The sequence below is a fragment of the Ruegeria sp. BHSA162 genome (assembly GCF_059613385.1).
In genome coordinates this window covers 21,333-33,937 of record NZ_JBXWSK010000020.1, presented here as the reverse complement: position 1 = coordinate 33,937, position 12,605 = coordinate 21,333, and the positions used below count along the sequence as shown (strand labels likewise).

Genomic DNA, 12,605 nt, shown 5'->3' with positions numbered 1-12,605 from the left:
AGCCCGACCTTTGGCGTCAGGTGTCCTGGCGGCTCACGCTCATGATCAAAACACGGGACACGTCATCGCCAAGGTCCTTTCGGGCAACCTCCAACAGAGACCTTCGCAGCACCTCAAGATTGTCCGATTGCGTGAATTCGCCGTCGAACCCACCAATATTCGCGTGATCAAACAGCACTTGAAGAAACCCGCCCCGCAGTTTCGGTTCGATTTTGTAGAACTCCTCCGAGATGCCCGGCCGGGTTTCCAGGCTCAGCGACATGGTCACCAGAGCAGAGATTTCGTTTTCTTCGACGACCGGAACGACGAACTGTTTGGTCAACTTGAGATACTCATAGGGACCAGCCTTGCCCGATGTCTCACTATGGCCGGAGGTTTTGTTCGCCTTGTCTGCCTTGGCGGTCTCCTCGGCGTGAGGCTCCGGTGCTTTGGCATCGGCCACGGTTTCCGCTGGTCCCGGTGTCAAAAATAGCCCAGCCGCAGCGCCGGCCCCGAGACCTGCAATCAAAAAGAGAACGGGGAGCAGTTCCTTCATCATTTGAACACCTTAGAACGGCAACAGCGCGTCCAGCACCTGTTGCCCGTATCGTGGCTGCTGAACATCCGTGATCTGGCCGCGGCCGCCATAGGACACCCGTGCAGACGCAATCTTGTCATAGGTAATCTCGTTCTGGCGCGAGATGTCCTGCGGACGCACATAGCCAGACACCAGCAGCTCGCGAAGTTCGAAATTCACCCTCAGTTCCTGTGTTCCGGAAATCGACAGGACGCCGTTCGGCAGGACATCGATCACCGTTGCGGCGACGCGCAGTGTCAGCTTTTCCTTGCGTTTCACCGACCCCTTGCCCTTGCTGACTGACGCGGAATCGATCGAAACCGCCTCGTCCAGTGACGCACCATCTGGCAGGTGTTTCGCTGCGCGCTGGGGCAACCCCAAGAGGCCGGGAACCTTGAGATCTTCCGAGCTGCCGCGCGACCGGTTTGTATCGTTCGAGATTTCGGCCTTTTCATCAAGCTCGATCACGACAGTCAGAATATCGCCCTTCTTGATGGCGCGCTGATCACCCAGCAGAGACTGCTGACCCCCACTCCACAGAGACGCGCCGTCCACGGCGCGCTGAGATTGAGTGTGCAACGGCAAACCCGGCCACAACATCGCCACGTGTTCCGGAGTTTCCGTAGTTGGCGACAGGCTGGGCGGTTTGCCCAGATGGTCCAAACGCCCGCAGGCGGAAAGGGACAGGATGGCCAGCAACAGGGATCTGGACAGTTTCATGATCAAAATACCTCGATTTGGCCGTCGGAACGGATTTTTCCGGTTACCGTCGTTCGTGACGACAGGTTCATGACTCGGATGCGATCACCGGCGGCTCCGCGGCCCAGCGCGCGCCCTTCGACCGCGATGGACAGTCCGCCTTTCACGAAGACCAGCGTCACCAGATCGTTCCGATCGACCAGGGCGGGAGGGCCGACACTTGCCTTCAGAATTGGCCGACCGGGATACAGAGCGGTCTTGGCTTCCTGCCCGATCAGGTCTGCAGGATCACTTACCGCGCCGGGTGCCTCACCGGATTTCACCTGAAGATCAGCGGATTCAATGATCTCCTTGGCCCGGATCGTTCTGGTTGGCACGACTATGTCAGCGAAGGCGGCAACCGGAAGAAGCCACAGGGATATGAAGGCCACGACCCGCATCAGCGTACCTGTGTCGTCGCGCCCATCATCTGGTCGACGGCCGAAATCACCTTGGCATTCATTTCGTAGCCGCGCTGTGCCTCGATCAGTTCAGTCACCTCGCGTACCGCATCGACCGAGCTGTCTTCCAAATAGCCTTGACGCAGCATCCCGAGCCCGTCCTCGCCTGGGGTGCCCACGATCGGAGCGCCCGAAGCCTCGGTTTCCTTGAACAGGTTGCTGCCGATGGCCTCGAGGCCCTTGGCATTGGAAAAGCTGGCCAGCGTGAATTCCCCCAGCAGTTGCCCTTCCGCGGTGTCGTCAAAATAGGCGTAGACCTCGCCGGACGCGTTGATGGAAATCGACCGCGCGTCGTCCGGGATGGTTATTTCGGGGGCGACCGCAAACCCGTCCGACGTGACGATGAGGCCTTCGGCCGATCGCTTCAGACTGCCGTCACGGGTATAGGCCGACTGGCCGTTTGGCAGAACCACCTCGAGATATCCGCGCCCTTCGATCGCGATGTCCAGGTCACTGCCCGTCGCGGACAACGCGCCTTGGGCCAACTCGACGGTCACGGCCGCGGGACGAACACCCAGACCAAGCTGTATTCCCGTCGGCAGGACAGTACCGTCCGCGGCGTTCACCGTGCCGGCGCGAGCCATCTGCTGGTAGTGCAGATCCGCAAATTCAGCCCGCCGGGCGTTGTAGCCCGTGGTCGACATGTTCGCCAGGTTGTTCGAGATCGTCTCAACCCGCATTTGTTGCGCCGCCATTCCAGTCGCGGCAATTTTCAGGGCTCGCATTTCGGTTTCTCCTGCAGTTTCAGATCAGCGCATCAAGGTCTTCAAGGCGCCGCGGACCCTTTCATCTTCGGCGTCCAGAAAACTCTGCCCCAGTTCGTAGGCACGCTGGATTTCGATCAGCCGGCCCACTTGGCCGATGGCGTTGACGTTCGAACCCTCCAGAAAGCGGTTGAGAACCACTGGTTGCTCGACCGGCTCGACCTCGCCTTCCGGTTTGAACAGGGTGCTGCCTTCCCGCACCAACTCGGTGCCTTCCGCGGGCTGAACCACCCCGATCTGCCCCAAAGCCTGTCCATTCGCGCTGAGCGTCCCGTCGCCGCCCACATCAATGGTTGCTGCGTCCGGTGGGATGAAGACCGGGGCCCCGTTGCTGTCCAGCACGCGGTGCCCATCCATCGTCACCAGATCGCCATTGGCGTCCGGTAAAAAGCTGCCCGCCCGGGTCAGACGGTTGCCGGACGGAGTTTCAACCAAGAAAAACCCACTGCCTTCGATTGCAAAATCGAATTGCCCACCGGTTTCCGTCAACACGCCCTGCGCAAAAGACGTGTTGCGCGCCTGAGCACGGCTCATGGACAGAGAGGGGCTGCCGGGAAGGTCCCTCACAAACTCGGAAAACACCAAACCCTGCTGGCGGTAACCCGTCGTGTGCGCATTGGCGATATTGTTCGCGACCAGACGCATTTCGTTCATCAGCCCGGTTTGACGGGACAGGGTGACGTAGGCTGTATCCATCAGCGACCTCCTGCAATCAGCGGAACCAGTGTCGAGGTGAAGAATGTGACCAGCGTCTGCGTCATGAAGCCCATCGAGACCCAGAACACGATGACGATGGCCACCAACTTGGGAACGAAGGTCAGGGTCATCTCCTGGATGGATGTCAAGGCCTGGAACAGGCCCACGGCCAAACCGGTGACCAGCGCGACCGTCAGAATCGGAACTGACGTGATCACGGCAATCCAAAGGGCCTGACGTACGACGTCATAGAACAGACCTTCGCTGAGCATCGTTCAGACCGGCATCCGGAGAATTTCCTGGTAGGCCTCAACGACCTTATTGCGCACCACAACCGCTGTTTCGACCGCAAGTTCGGTCTGAGCCAGTGCCTGCACGAGGGCATGTGGGTCGGCCTGACCAATCATGGCCGCATTGGCGACCTCTTCGCTGTGTTTCAGGGTTTCCGCAAAGTCCTGAAAAGTTGCGCGCAGCCCTTGTGCCGCGCCACTTGTTCCCGGATCCGCTTGGGTGGCCGGGCGGGCATGCGCATAGCTCTGAGCCGCGGTGATCGATCGGATATCCATTCTGGCTTTCCTTTATTTTCTCAACAATTCCATGAGGCTGGCCGACATCTGTCGGGTCTGGTCGAACATCTTGAGGTTTGCTTCGTAACTGCGTTGCGCTTCACGCGCGTCGGCGATCTCGACCATAAGATCGACATTGGACCCTGCGTAGTATCCGCTGGCGTCCGCCATCGGGTGACTGGGATCATAGATCCGGGGCAACGCCCGCCGGTCCAGCCTGACCCGACCGGCCTGAACCAGATCAGTGCCGTCCTTCTGCACCGTCTCGAAAGGAACCGATTTGCGCCGGTAACCCGGAGTATCCGCGTTCGAGATGTTTTCCGAAACATGGCGCAGGCGCGCAGCCTCCGCCCGCAGCGCGCTGGCGGTGACGGCAAGGGACTTGGAGAAATCGCTCATGACGGCCTCCTCACGCCTTGCCCAGACTGGTACGCAGGATCCCGATCGAGGACTTGTAGATGGCCAGCGCGCGGTCATGCTGTCGCTTGACCTCGACCGCATTCAGCATTTCTTCTTCAAGCGAAACACCATTGCCATTGGGATCGACGGCGCCGCCGCGCATATGTTCGGCCCAAGTCATCCCCCCCGGCCCGACGCCGTTCAAATGACCTTCGCGGGTCGCGCTCATTGCGCTGGTGGCACTGGATTTTTCAAAGGCTTCCGCGAAAGGCTCAATATCGCGAGCCAGGTAGCCGGGCGTATCCGCATTGGCCATGTTGCGCGAGATGACGGCCTGCCGTTGTCCGGCGTGGGTTGCCAGGGCGTACGCAACTTTAAAAACGTTCAGGTCCGAGAACATCGGGGCTTCTCCCTCGATCAATTTCAATCAAGGCTTAACCCCGATTCCTTTAGAAACCGTTTTCAGAAACCAATTGGAGCCGACGCCATGTCCGACCTCGATCCCTCGATTCTGAAGTACCAGTTCGAACGGCTTTCTCCGGTGCGGCACATGGGTCTGGTCGCGGGTGTTTCCGGTGGGGTGATCGAGGTCGAAGGGCTGGCGGAACACGCGCGCATCGGCGGACATCTGATTTTGCAGCGACGCGACGACCAGCCGTTGGCCGGCGAAGTGCTGCAGGTCGAGGCCGGGGCTGTTCACATGCTGCCTGGCACAGCCCCTGACGGCGTACGCTTGGGGGACCGGGTCCATCTTGAGCCGACTCCGGTTTTTGCACCCGGCTTGCATTGGCTTGGTCGCGTGGTCGATCCGTTTGGCAAACCACTGGACGGCAAACCGCTTCTGCCCGGGACGCAGGCCCGCAACGTGATGTCCGCGCCCCCCCGGGCCGTCGACCGCAAACCGCTGGGAGACCGTATGGCCACCGGGTTGGCAATTTTGAACACCCTGCTTCCGATCGTCCAGGGGCAGCGTGTCGGCCTTTTTGCGGGGTCGGGTGTGGGAAAATCAAGTCTGCTGGCAACGCTGGCCAGATCCATGCAAGCCGATGCAGTGGTCGTCGCGCTGGTGGGCGAACGCGGGCGCGAAGTGAATGAATTCGTCGAGACCGCGTTGGGCGCCGAAGGTCTGAGGCGCTCGATCGTGGTTGCGGCCACGTCCGACCAATCAGCACTGGCCCGGCGGCGCTGCGCCTGGTCTGCGATGGCAGCGGCCGAGTTTCTGCGGGATCAGGGTCTGAGCGTTCTGTTCCTCTGCGACTCGGTCACCCGGTTCGCCGAGGCGCATCGCGAGATCGCCGTAGCCATGGGTGAGGCCCCGGCCCTGCGGGGTTTTCCGCCTTCGGTCACACCGATGATCGCCGGCCTTTGTGAACGCGCCGGCCCGGGAACCGCCGATCAGGGCGACATCACCGCCGTGTTCAGCGTTCTGGTCGCGGGTTCGGACATGGATGAACCGGTGGCCGACATCCTGCGCGGCGTTCTTGACGGGCATATCGTGTTGAGCCGCGAGATCGCCGAGCGAGGGCGCTTTCCAGCCATCGCGCTCAGCCGGTCGGTTTCGCGCTCTTTACCGGCTGCGGCGACACCCGAGGAAAACAAGCTGATCGCCGAAGCCCGCCGGCTGGTCGGAAGCTATGAGCAGTCCGAAGTGATGATCAAGGCGGGTCTGTACACGCCGGGCACGGACCCGCTCCTGGATCAGGCGGTTCGCATCCATGACGAGCTTGACGGCTTTTTCGGCAAACTCGATCCGGACGGAATCCAGAACAGTTTCAACCGCCTTTCGGTCATCCTGCGCCGGGCCAGCGCCGGAATGGTCCAATGAGGGATCGGCAAAGGTCTGAACAGTTTTAGATATTAAGCCGCCTTTAATCCTCGCCCTGCTAATCCAATGAGTGGGTGAAAAAGGGTGGTTTAGATGGGTGCGCAATCAAATGCGGCGCCGATCATCATCAAGAAGAAGCGCGTTTCGGGTGGCGATGGCCATCACGGCGGCGCCTGGAAGGTCGCGTACGCGGACTTTGTGACGGCCATGATGGCGTTCTTCATGTTGATGTGGCTGCTGAACGCAACGACAGAAAAGCAACGCAAGGGTTTGGCGGACTACTTCTCTCCGACAATTCCGATCAATCCCGTTTCCGGCGGGGGCGACGGGGCCTTTGGGGGCGACAATATGTTCTCGGAGAAAACCATGGTGATGGACGGCTCGGGAGCGACGAACAAGAACCCGACCGAGGCCAAGCGCGCGCGGGGTTCGACCGGTGTGGATGCCGATGGCGGCGGGCGCGGCGCGTTCGAAGACTTCTCGTCGCTCGAGGCGCGGCTGCTGGGGCGGTCAGGCGAAAGCATGGTGTCCAAAAAGGCCTTGAAGCATATTGTCACTCGGGTGACGGACGAGGGTCTGATCGTCGAGCTGTTCGATACCGAAGATGAGCCGTTGTTCGAGAGAGGTTCCGATTCTCCAACGCAGATGATGCGTGCACTGGTACTGCTGGTTGCACGTTCATCGGACATGGTGATGAATTCCATCTCGGTCGAGGGTCACGTGCATTCCTCTCCGGTGGTTCTGGCCCGAAATCCGTCGTGGGATCTGTCGACTTCGCGCGCGCAGGTGGTACGGCAGATGCTTCAGGACAAGGGGGTCGGCGCCAAACGGCTTGAACGGGTCACGGGTCATGCCGATCGCAAGCTGGCGGTAAAAAACCCGATGGCGGCCCGCAACAACCGGATCGAGATCGTGTTTCTACGCAATCCCTGAGATCGGAGGATATCTGGCATTTTACTTGTTAGCGCGCTGTTAAGGCCCAGCGCGTTAGCTGTTGCGGGAACGATTGACGCAACAGAAGGGCGTGCCGATGACAATTTCCTCTTCGCTGAATGCCGGTGTGGCCAGCTTGAAGGCCAACGCGAACAGGTTGGCGACCATATCGGACAATATCGCCAACTCTTCGACCTACGGTTACAAGCGGGTTGAGACGGATTTTCATTCGATGGTGACGTCGGGCCAGGGCGGAAGCTATTCGGCGGGCGGCGTCCGGACCACCAGCCAGCGACTGATCGATCAGCGTGGCTCGCTGGTTACCACCAACAACTCAACCGACCTGGCCGTGCGCGGCCGGGGCATGCTGCCGGTTCGCCCAAGTTCCCAGATTGGAACCGATTCAAACGAAATGCTTCTGACCACCACCGGATCCTTCCGAACCAATGCGGAAGGGTATCTGGTTACCGAGTCCGGACTTGTGCTGCTGGGCTGGCCCGCCAACGCCGATGGGTCCATTCCCAACGTTTCGCGCGACACACCCGCAGCGTTGCAGCCGGTTCAACTCAGCGTCAATCAATTGTCCGGCTCGCCGACCACCGCAATGAACCTGCGCATGAACCTGCCCGCCACGGCCACCGATGCCGGCGCACCTGGTGACACGCAGCCCTTGTCCGTCGAATATTTCGACAATTTGGGCAAACCCGAGAATGTCGATATCGAGCTTGTCCCGACGGTACCGGCCGCCGGGTCCAGCAACGAATGGACGATGATCTTGCGCGACTCCGCTTCGGGCGGTGCCGTGATCGGTGAATATACGCTGACATTTACGGACAGCAGAACCGCAGGCGGTACCCTTGCAAGTGTGACCACCGTGTCCGGTGGCACCTATGATCCGACCACCGGCAGCTTTGTCGTCAACGTCGCCGGCGGCCCGATGGAGGTCAATATCGGTCTGATCGGTGACAGCGATGGAATCACTCAACTGTCCGACACGTTTGCGCCGGTTTCGATCACCCGGGACGGATCCGCAGTCGGGACCATGTCCAGCGTTCAGGTCGATGAAAACGGATACGTCTACGCGCTGTATGACACGGGCGTCACCCGTCGGATGTACCAGATACCGCTGGCGGACGTCCCCAACCCGAATGGGCTGACCGCACTCGACAGCCAGACATATGCGCCGTCTCGCGACAGTGGAACTTATTTCCTGTGGGATGCCGGCGAAGGTCCGACGGGCGAATTGATTTCCTTCGCGCGCGAAGAGTCGACGACCGACGTTGCGACTGAACTGACGTCGATGATCCAAACCCAGCGCGCCTATTCGTCAAGCGCAAAGGTAATCCAGACAGTCGACGAGATGTTGCAGGAAACAACCAACATCAAGCGCTGATCTGAACCTGCAAAGCGGAAAGGAACGGCCTCATGAGCATGTCAACGGCCCTGAATAACGCGCTGGGTGGGCTGGGCGCGGCAAGCCGCGGCGCCGCCGTCGTCTCGGGCAACATAGCCAATGCGCTGACGCCCGGCTACGCCAAGCGGACGTTGGAGCTGACCACCAACTCTATTTCCGGCAACGGCGTCAGGGTCGTGGGAATCACCCGCCATCAAGATCCTGTTCTGATGGCGAACCTGCGCGCGGCAACGGCGGATAACGCGGCGGCCTCGGCAATCTCGGAGTTTTACTCGCAATTCGAAGCATTGGTCGGTACCCCCGATGACGGCAGATCGATCGCGGTATCTTTGAGCGCATTCGAGAACAGCTTGATCACGGCCGCAAGCAATCCCGGCTCGGTCGAGCGTCTGGATCTGGCGGCGCGCGCAGCTGGGGATCTGGTTGCCGATTTGAATAAGGCGTCCGACGGCCTCAGCAAGATGCGTTCTGACGCGGACCGAACAATCGGGACGTATGTCGAAACACTGAATACAAACCTGAAAGATATCGAAGCGTTGAATGCCAAGATCCCGGCTGTTGAGAACGCGGGCGGCGATATCAATGGGTTGCTGGATCAACGCCAGGTTCTCATTGACCAAGTCAACCAGCTGGTTCCGGTCAATGTCGTGGCGCGCGACAACAACCGCGTCTCGCTGTACTCCGACGGTGGGCTGATACTTCTAGAAGGATCAGCCTCAGAGTTAGCGTTCTCGGTCACCGGTGATACCAAACCGCACATGACCGTAGGAAACGGACTGCTGTCCGGGCTCGAACTCAATGGACGGCCAGTCCGCACATCCGGTGATTCCGCACAGATCCGCGGCGGCGCTCTGGCAGCCCAGTTTGACATTCGCGACGTGTTGGCCATCGACGCGCATGCGGACCTGGACGCAGTCGCGCGCGATCTGATCGAACGGTTCGAAACTGCCGGCCTGGATCCGACCGCGATGCCGACTGATCCAGGCTTGTTCACCGATGCCGGCGCCCGTTTCGATGCCACGGCGCCGGCGGGGCTCGCGTCCCGTCTTGAGCTCAACCCGATTGTCGATCCAGATGCCGGCGGCGACAGTTGGAAACTGCGCGCGGGGTTGGGGGCCGTTGGACCGAACGACCCCGGTGAGGCAACCCAGCTGCAGGCTTTTGGCGCCGTATTGACCACGCCGCGCCCTGCCCCGGCTTTCGGCACAGGGGCCCTGCGGGCCAGTGAAGTGTCGGTGTCGCTTTTGTCCAAAGCTGGCACAGCTGCCCATACCGCTCAATCACGCCAAAGCTACGCATCCAACGCGCAACTCCAAATGGAACAGTTAGTGGCCGAGCAAGGCGTGGACAGTGACACCGAATTGCAGCGCATGATGCAGATTGAACAGGCCTATGCCGCCAATGCGCGGATCGTCACCGTTGTCGACGAATTGATGGACTTGCTGCTGAGGATGTAACCATGACCTTGAACTCGATTGGTGATCTGGCCCGCGGTCTGACCTTGCGTGCGCGCAGCACCGAGATCAAAACGCAGATCGAAACCCTGTCCTATGAAATGTCTACGGGTCAAACCGCTGACATTTCTGGGCGTCTCAGTGGCGATTACTCGCATCTGCTGGACCTGGATCGAAAAATTGCACAGCTGGACGCCTTCTCTACGGCGACCGCCGAGGCAAACCTGTTTGCTGATGCCACTCAGATCAGCCTCGAGACATTTGAGACCTCGATCGGCGAGGTTTCGGCTTCTCTGCTCGCGTTTGGGACGTCCAACCAAGCGACTTCGCATGCTCAGGCCTCGGCTCAGGCGCGCAACGAACTGGACACGATGATTTCTTCACTGAACACGCGGGTCGGTGGCCGCAGCTTGTTCGCGGGAACCGCCACGGACACCTCTCCGTTGAAGTCGACGGACACGCTACTGGCTGCTCTGCGAACCGAATTGGCAGGGCTGACAACCCTGACCGATATTCGCCAGGCGGCCGACGATTGGTTCAATGACCCTGCCGGATTCGAGGCAGTCATGTACAACGGGTCCAACACGACCCTCGCACCAATGCAGATTTCGGAGACCGAGCGGGTGAACATGCCGTTCACGGCCAATGATCCGAAACTTCGGGATGGATTGCGCGATGTCGCGCTTGCGGCCTTGGCGACGGAGGGCGCGCTGGGATGGCCACCAGACCTGCAGACTGCCTTGTTTACCGATCTGGGCGTGGCTCTGGCCAACACCAAAGATGACGTCGTGACGATGCGCGCTCAGATCGGAGCGGTGCAAGCCCGCATCGAACAGGCCGAAACACGAAATGCGGCGGCCAGGACCAGTTTTGAATACGCGCGCAACGAACTTGTCGCCGCCGATCCCTACGAATCTGCGGCACACCTGCAGACCGTGCAGTTCCAGCTCGAAAGCCTCTATTCGGTCACTGTCCGCAACTCGACCCTATCATTGGTGAATTTCCTGAGATGAGACTTCTGGCCTTCCTTCTGATCATGCTGCCTTCGGTGGCGGTTTCCGGGGCTGTCCGGCTCAAGGATCTAGTGAATTTTGACGGTGTGCGCGGCAATGACCTCGTGGGATATGGCCTTGTCGTTGGACTGAACGGAACCGGTGACGGGCTGCGCAATTCTCCGTTCACCGAAGAAATCATGTCGAACATACTGGAACGGTTGGGTGTAAACGTCACTGGCGAGGACTTTCGCCCCAAGAACGTCGCCGCCGTTCTTGTCACCGCCACCCTTCCGCCCTTTGCGCGGGTGGGCGGGCAGATCGATGTGACCGTTTCGGCGATCGGAGATTCCAAAAGCCTGCTGGGCGGCACGCTCGTCATGACACCGTTGAACGCCGCGGATGGGCAGATCTATGCAGTTGCGCAGGGCACCGTTCTGGCAGGTGGTGCAGTCGCCGAGGGCGACGCTGCATCGGTTGTTCAAGGAGTCCCGACATCCGGTGTCATCCCCGCTGGGGCCCGGGTCGAGCAGGAGATCGACTTTGAATTGTCAGGTCTTTCCCAATTGCGGTTGGCCCTGCGCGAGCCGGACTTTACGACCGCCGGTCGGATCGAAGCGGCCATCAACCGCGAGTTCAATCGCGCCGTTGCGGTCATGCGCGACTCGGGCACGGTGGAATTGAGCATCCCGGAAACGCGGGCCCCTTCCACGGCGCATGCGATCGGCCGGATCGAAAACATCCTGATTGAACCTGAAACCAAAGCGCGGGTGGTTGTAGATCAGCGCTCCGGCACAATCGTCATGGGGCAGGAGGTCCGAATCTCACGTGTCGCGGTTTCTCAAGGCAACCTGACACTTCGGGTAGAGGAATCTCCGATCGCCGTTCAGCCCAACCCCTTTGCCAGAGGGGAGACCGTTGTTGTGCCGCGAACCATCGCAGGGATTGAGGAGGACCCCGGCACCGGGTTGGCAGAAATCCCCGAAGCAACGACGCTGTCGCAGGTGGTTGCCGGCCTGAACGCGTTGGGCGTATCCCCGCGGGATATGATCGACATCCTCAAAACTATCAAAGCCGCTGGGGCCCTTCATGCCGAGTTTGTCGTCAGATAGAAAGACGCCTAGCCGGGTAGCCGATGATCAAACTGGTTTCCGGTTCTGGTCTATTTTGACTTCCAACTGTCCAGCCAGCGCCGGAAACTGGATCTTCGTTCGTCGATCGCATCCCCAGCGGCGTAGAGACCATCCTCGACGCTTTCAAGCATGGGGTCGATGCGGGCTTCGCGGAACCTGCGCCAACGCACCCAAAGCGCCCAGACGATGGCAAGAAACACGGTCAGGAAAATGATGTTGAACCAGGGAATGATGCGAACGTCCGGTCCTTCGACATGTTTGATGAAGATGGCATTCGGGAAGATCGACAGAAACTCGTTGCGCCAGCCGTAGTGGGTCACGACAACCCAATCCGGATCATCCTTGTCCGAGATCGCGTCGTTGGCTTCGGTGTAAAGGTTGGCGGTATCGAACTTAAAATAGGGTGGCCAGCCCCAGCTGGTATCTTCGTTCCGATAGACGATCGGCTTGCCGTTCGCCCGCACGGCTTGGATGAACTGCACATCGCGGTTCGAAAGGCTGGTCGACTGATCATCAGGCTCAGACCAGAAAATGCGGGTCCAATCCGTCAGATCCTGCCGCTCTTCGTAGGTGTTTACGATGCGGACAATGTCGTGCTGCGGCAGCGAGTATTGCAGGATCGCACCCAGCGTGATCCAGAAAAACAGGATGAACGCCCATTTGATGTAGACCAT

General features: G+C 60.0%; 16 protein-coding genes. 6 read left to right on the top strand and 10 right to left on the bottom strand.

The genetic code is table 11. The features are described 5' to 3' along the window. Positions 1 to 16: 16 nt before the first annotated feature. Genes AC2FM5_RS08350 through AC2FM5_RS08310 form a run of 9 tightly spaced genes read right to left on the bottom strand, consistent with a single transcriptional unit; the run spans position 17 to position 4,580 of the window. Complete coding sequence (locus AC2FM5_RS08350; protein WP_496734993.1) at positions 17 to 538, bottom strand: flagellar basal body-associated protein FliL; 522 nt, start codon at positions 536 to 538, stop codon at positions 17 to 19. A 9-nt stretch (positions 539 to 547) separates the two neighbouring features. Beyond that, the gene (gene flgH, locus AC2FM5_RS08345) at positions 548 to 1,276 is read right to left on the bottom strand and encodes a flagellar basal body L-ring protein FlgH (RefSeq protein WP_170367527.1); all 729 of its coding nucleotides are present in this window, start codon (positions 1,274 to 1,276) and stop codon (positions 548 to 550) included. 2 nt (positions 1,277 to 1,278) lie between these two features. After that, complete coding sequence (gene flgA, locus AC2FM5_RS08340; protein ID WP_496734991.1) at positions 1,279 to 1,695, bottom strand: flagellar basal body P-ring formation chaperone FlgA; 417 nt, start codon at positions 1,693 to 1,695, stop codon at positions 1,279 to 1,281. Beyond that, positions 1,695 to 2,480: a flagellar basal-body rod protein FlgG gene (gene flgG, locus AC2FM5_RS08335; RefSeq protein ID WP_480728538.1), complete on the bottom strand. Its 786-nt coding sequence runs from the start codon at positions 2,478 to 2,480 to the stop codon at positions 1,695 to 1,697. The genes flgA and flgG overlap by 1 nt, the downstream gene beginning before the upstream one ends. Before the next feature lie 24 nt (positions 2,481 to 2,504). Then, entirely contained in the window at positions 2,505 to 3,215 is a 711-nt protein-coding gene (locus tag AC2FM5_RS08330; protein ID WP_496734988.1) for a flagellar hook-basal body complex protein, read from the bottom strand. Continuing rightward, positions 3,215 to 3,487, bottom strand: coding sequence for a flagellar biosynthetic protein FliQ (locus tag AC2FM5_RS08325; protein WP_093963653.1), 273 nt, complete (start codon positions 3,485 to 3,487; stop codon positions 3,215 to 3,217). Before AC2FM5_RS08325 ends, AC2FM5_RS08330 begins: the two co-directional genes overlap by 1 nt. A gap of 3 nt (positions 3,488 to 3,490) precedes the next feature. Then, positions 3,491 to 3,781, bottom strand: a complete 291-nt coding sequence (gene fliE, locus AC2FM5_RS08320) for a flagellar hook-basal body complex protein FliE (RefSeq protein ID WP_170359884.1) — start codon at positions 3,779 to 3,781, stop codon at positions 3,491 to 3,493. Positions 3,782 to 3,793: 12 nt separating this feature from the next. Then, the gene (gene flgC, locus AC2FM5_RS08315) at positions 3,794 to 4,180 is read right to left on the bottom strand and encodes a flagellar basal body rod protein FlgC (protein WP_170367525.1); all 387 of its coding nucleotides are present in this window, start codon (positions 4,178 to 4,180) and stop codon (positions 3,794 to 3,796) included. 10 nt (positions 4,181 to 4,190) lie between these two features. Next, positions 4,191 to 4,580 carry a FlgB family protein gene (locus AC2FM5_RS08310; protein WP_170391727.1) on the bottom strand — a complete coding sequence of 130 codons (390 nt, stop codon included), beginning with the start codon at positions 4,578 to 4,580 and terminating at the stop codon, positions 4,191 to 4,193. Between the two features lie 87 nt (positions 4,581 to 4,667). Between AC2FM5_RS08310 and AC2FM5_RS08305 the strand changes: the two genes are divergently transcribed. The 6 genes from AC2FM5_RS08305 to AC2FM5_RS08280 all read left to right on the top strand — a co-directional run bounded on the left by AC2FM5_RS08305 (position 4,668) and on the right by AC2FM5_RS08280 (position 11,910). Then, positions 4,668 to 6,005: a FliI/YscN family ATPase gene (locus AC2FM5_RS08305; protein ID WP_496734985.1), complete on the top strand. Its 1,338-nt coding sequence runs from the start codon at positions 4,668 to 4,670 to the stop codon at positions 6,003 to 6,005. A 93-nt stretch (positions 6,006 to 6,098) separates the two neighbouring features. Next, positions 6,099 to 6,938 (top strand): flagellar motor protein MotB, encoded by an 840-nt coding sequence (locus tag AC2FM5_RS08300; RefSeq protein WP_170359876.1) that lies wholly within the window; start codon positions 6,099 to 6,101, stop codon positions 6,936 to 6,938. 97 nt (positions 6,939 to 7,035) lie between these two features. Beyond that, positions 7,036 to 8,331 carry a flagellar hook protein FlgE gene (locus AC2FM5_RS08295; protein WP_170343156.1) on the top strand — a complete coding sequence of 432 codons (1,296 nt, stop codon included), beginning with the start codon at positions 7,036 to 7,038 and terminating at the stop codon, positions 8,329 to 8,331. A gap of 32 nt (positions 8,332 to 8,363) precedes the next feature. Beyond that, positions 8,364 to 9,809 carry a flagellar hook-associated protein FlgK gene (gene flgK, locus AC2FM5_RS08290; protein ID WP_496734982.1) on the top strand — a complete coding sequence of 482 codons (1,446 nt, stop codon included), beginning with the start codon at positions 8,364 to 8,366 and terminating at the stop codon, positions 9,807 to 9,809. A 2-nt stretch (positions 9,810 to 9,811) separates the two neighbouring features. Continuing rightward, on the top strand, positions 9,812 to 10,819 hold the full coding sequence (locus AC2FM5_RS08285) for a flagellin (protein WP_496734980.1): 1,008 nt from the start codon (positions 9,812 to 9,814) through the stop codon (positions 10,817 to 10,819). Beyond that, positions 10,816 to 11,910: a flagellar basal body P-ring protein FlgI gene (locus tag AC2FM5_RS08280; protein WP_170359870.1), complete on the top strand. Its 1,095-nt coding sequence runs from the start codon at positions 10,816 to 10,818 to the stop codon at positions 11,908 to 11,910. Before AC2FM5_RS08285 ends, AC2FM5_RS08280 begins: the two co-directional genes overlap by 4 nt. Before the next feature lie 50 nt (positions 11,911 to 11,960). Here AC2FM5_RS08280 and AC2FM5_RS08275 read toward each other — a convergent pair whose 3' ends face one another. After that, positions 11,961 to 12,605 (bottom strand): DUF1523 family protein, encoded by a 645-nt coding sequence (locus AC2FM5_RS08275; RefSeq protein ID WP_170452084.1) that lies wholly within the window; start codon positions 12,603 to 12,605, stop codon positions 11,961 to 11,963.

Bases quoted from the DNA above. Each gene is read 5' to 3' on its own strand.
- AC2FM5_RS08350 (WP_496734993.1), bottom strand. From the start codon at position 538: ATGATGAAGGAACTGCTCCCCGTTCTCTTTTTGATTGCAGGTCTCGGG.
- flgH (WP_170367527.1), bottom strand. From the start codon at position 1,276: ATGAAACTGTCCAGATCCCTGTTGCTGGCCATCCTGTCCCTTTCCGCC.
- flgA (WP_496734991.1), bottom strand. From the start codon at position 1,695: ATGCGGGTCGTGGCCTTCATATCCCTGTGGCTTCTTCCGGTTGCCGCC.
- flgG (WP_480728538.1), bottom strand. From the start codon at position 2,480: ATGCGAGCCCTGAAAATTGCCGCGACTGGAATGGCGGCGCAACAAATG.
- AC2FM5_RS08330 (WP_496734988.1), bottom strand. From the start codon at position 3,215: ATGGATACAGCCTACGTCACCCTGTCCCGTCAAACCGGGCTGATGAAC.
- AC2FM5_RS08325 (WP_093963653.1), bottom strand. From the start codon at position 3,487: ATGCTCAGCGAAGGTCTGTTCTATGACGTCGTACGTCAGGCCCTTTGG.
- fliE (WP_170359884.1), bottom strand. From the start codon at position 3,781: ATGGATATCCGATCGATCACCGCGGCTCAGAGCTATGCGCATGCCCGC.
- flgC (WP_170367525.1), bottom strand. From the start codon at position 4,180: ATGAGCGATTTCTCCAAGTCCCTTGCCGTCACCGCCAGCGCGCTGCGG.
- AC2FM5_RS08310 (WP_170391727.1), bottom strand. From the start codon at position 4,580: ATGTTCTCGGACCTGAACGTTTTTAAAGTTGCGTACGCCCTGGCAACC.
- AC2FM5_RS08305 (WP_496734985.1), top strand. From the start codon at position 4,668: ATGTCCGACCTCGATCCCTCGATTCTGAAGTACCAGTTCGAACGGCTT.
- AC2FM5_RS08300 (WP_170359876.1), top strand. From the start codon at position 6,099: ATGGGTGCGCAATCAAATGCGGCGCCGATCATCATCAAGAAGAAGCGC.
- AC2FM5_RS08295 (WP_170343156.1), top strand. From the start codon at position 7,036: ATGACAATTTCCTCTTCGCTGAATGCCGGTGTGGCCAGCTTGAAGGCC.
- flgK (WP_496734982.1), top strand. From the start codon at position 8,364: ATGAGCATGTCAACGGCCCTGAATAACGCGCTGGGTGGGCTGGGCGCG.
- AC2FM5_RS08285 (WP_496734980.1), top strand. From the start codon at position 9,812: ATGACCTTGAACTCGATTGGTGATCTGGCCCGCGGTCTGACCTTGCGT.
- AC2FM5_RS08280 (WP_170359870.1), top strand. From the start codon at position 10,816: ATGAGACTTCTGGCCTTCCTTCTGATCATGCTGCCTTCGGTGGCGGTT.
- AC2FM5_RS08275 (WP_170452084.1), bottom strand. From the start codon at position 12,605: ATGGTCTACATCAAATGGGCGTTCATCCTGTTTTTCTGGATCACGCTG.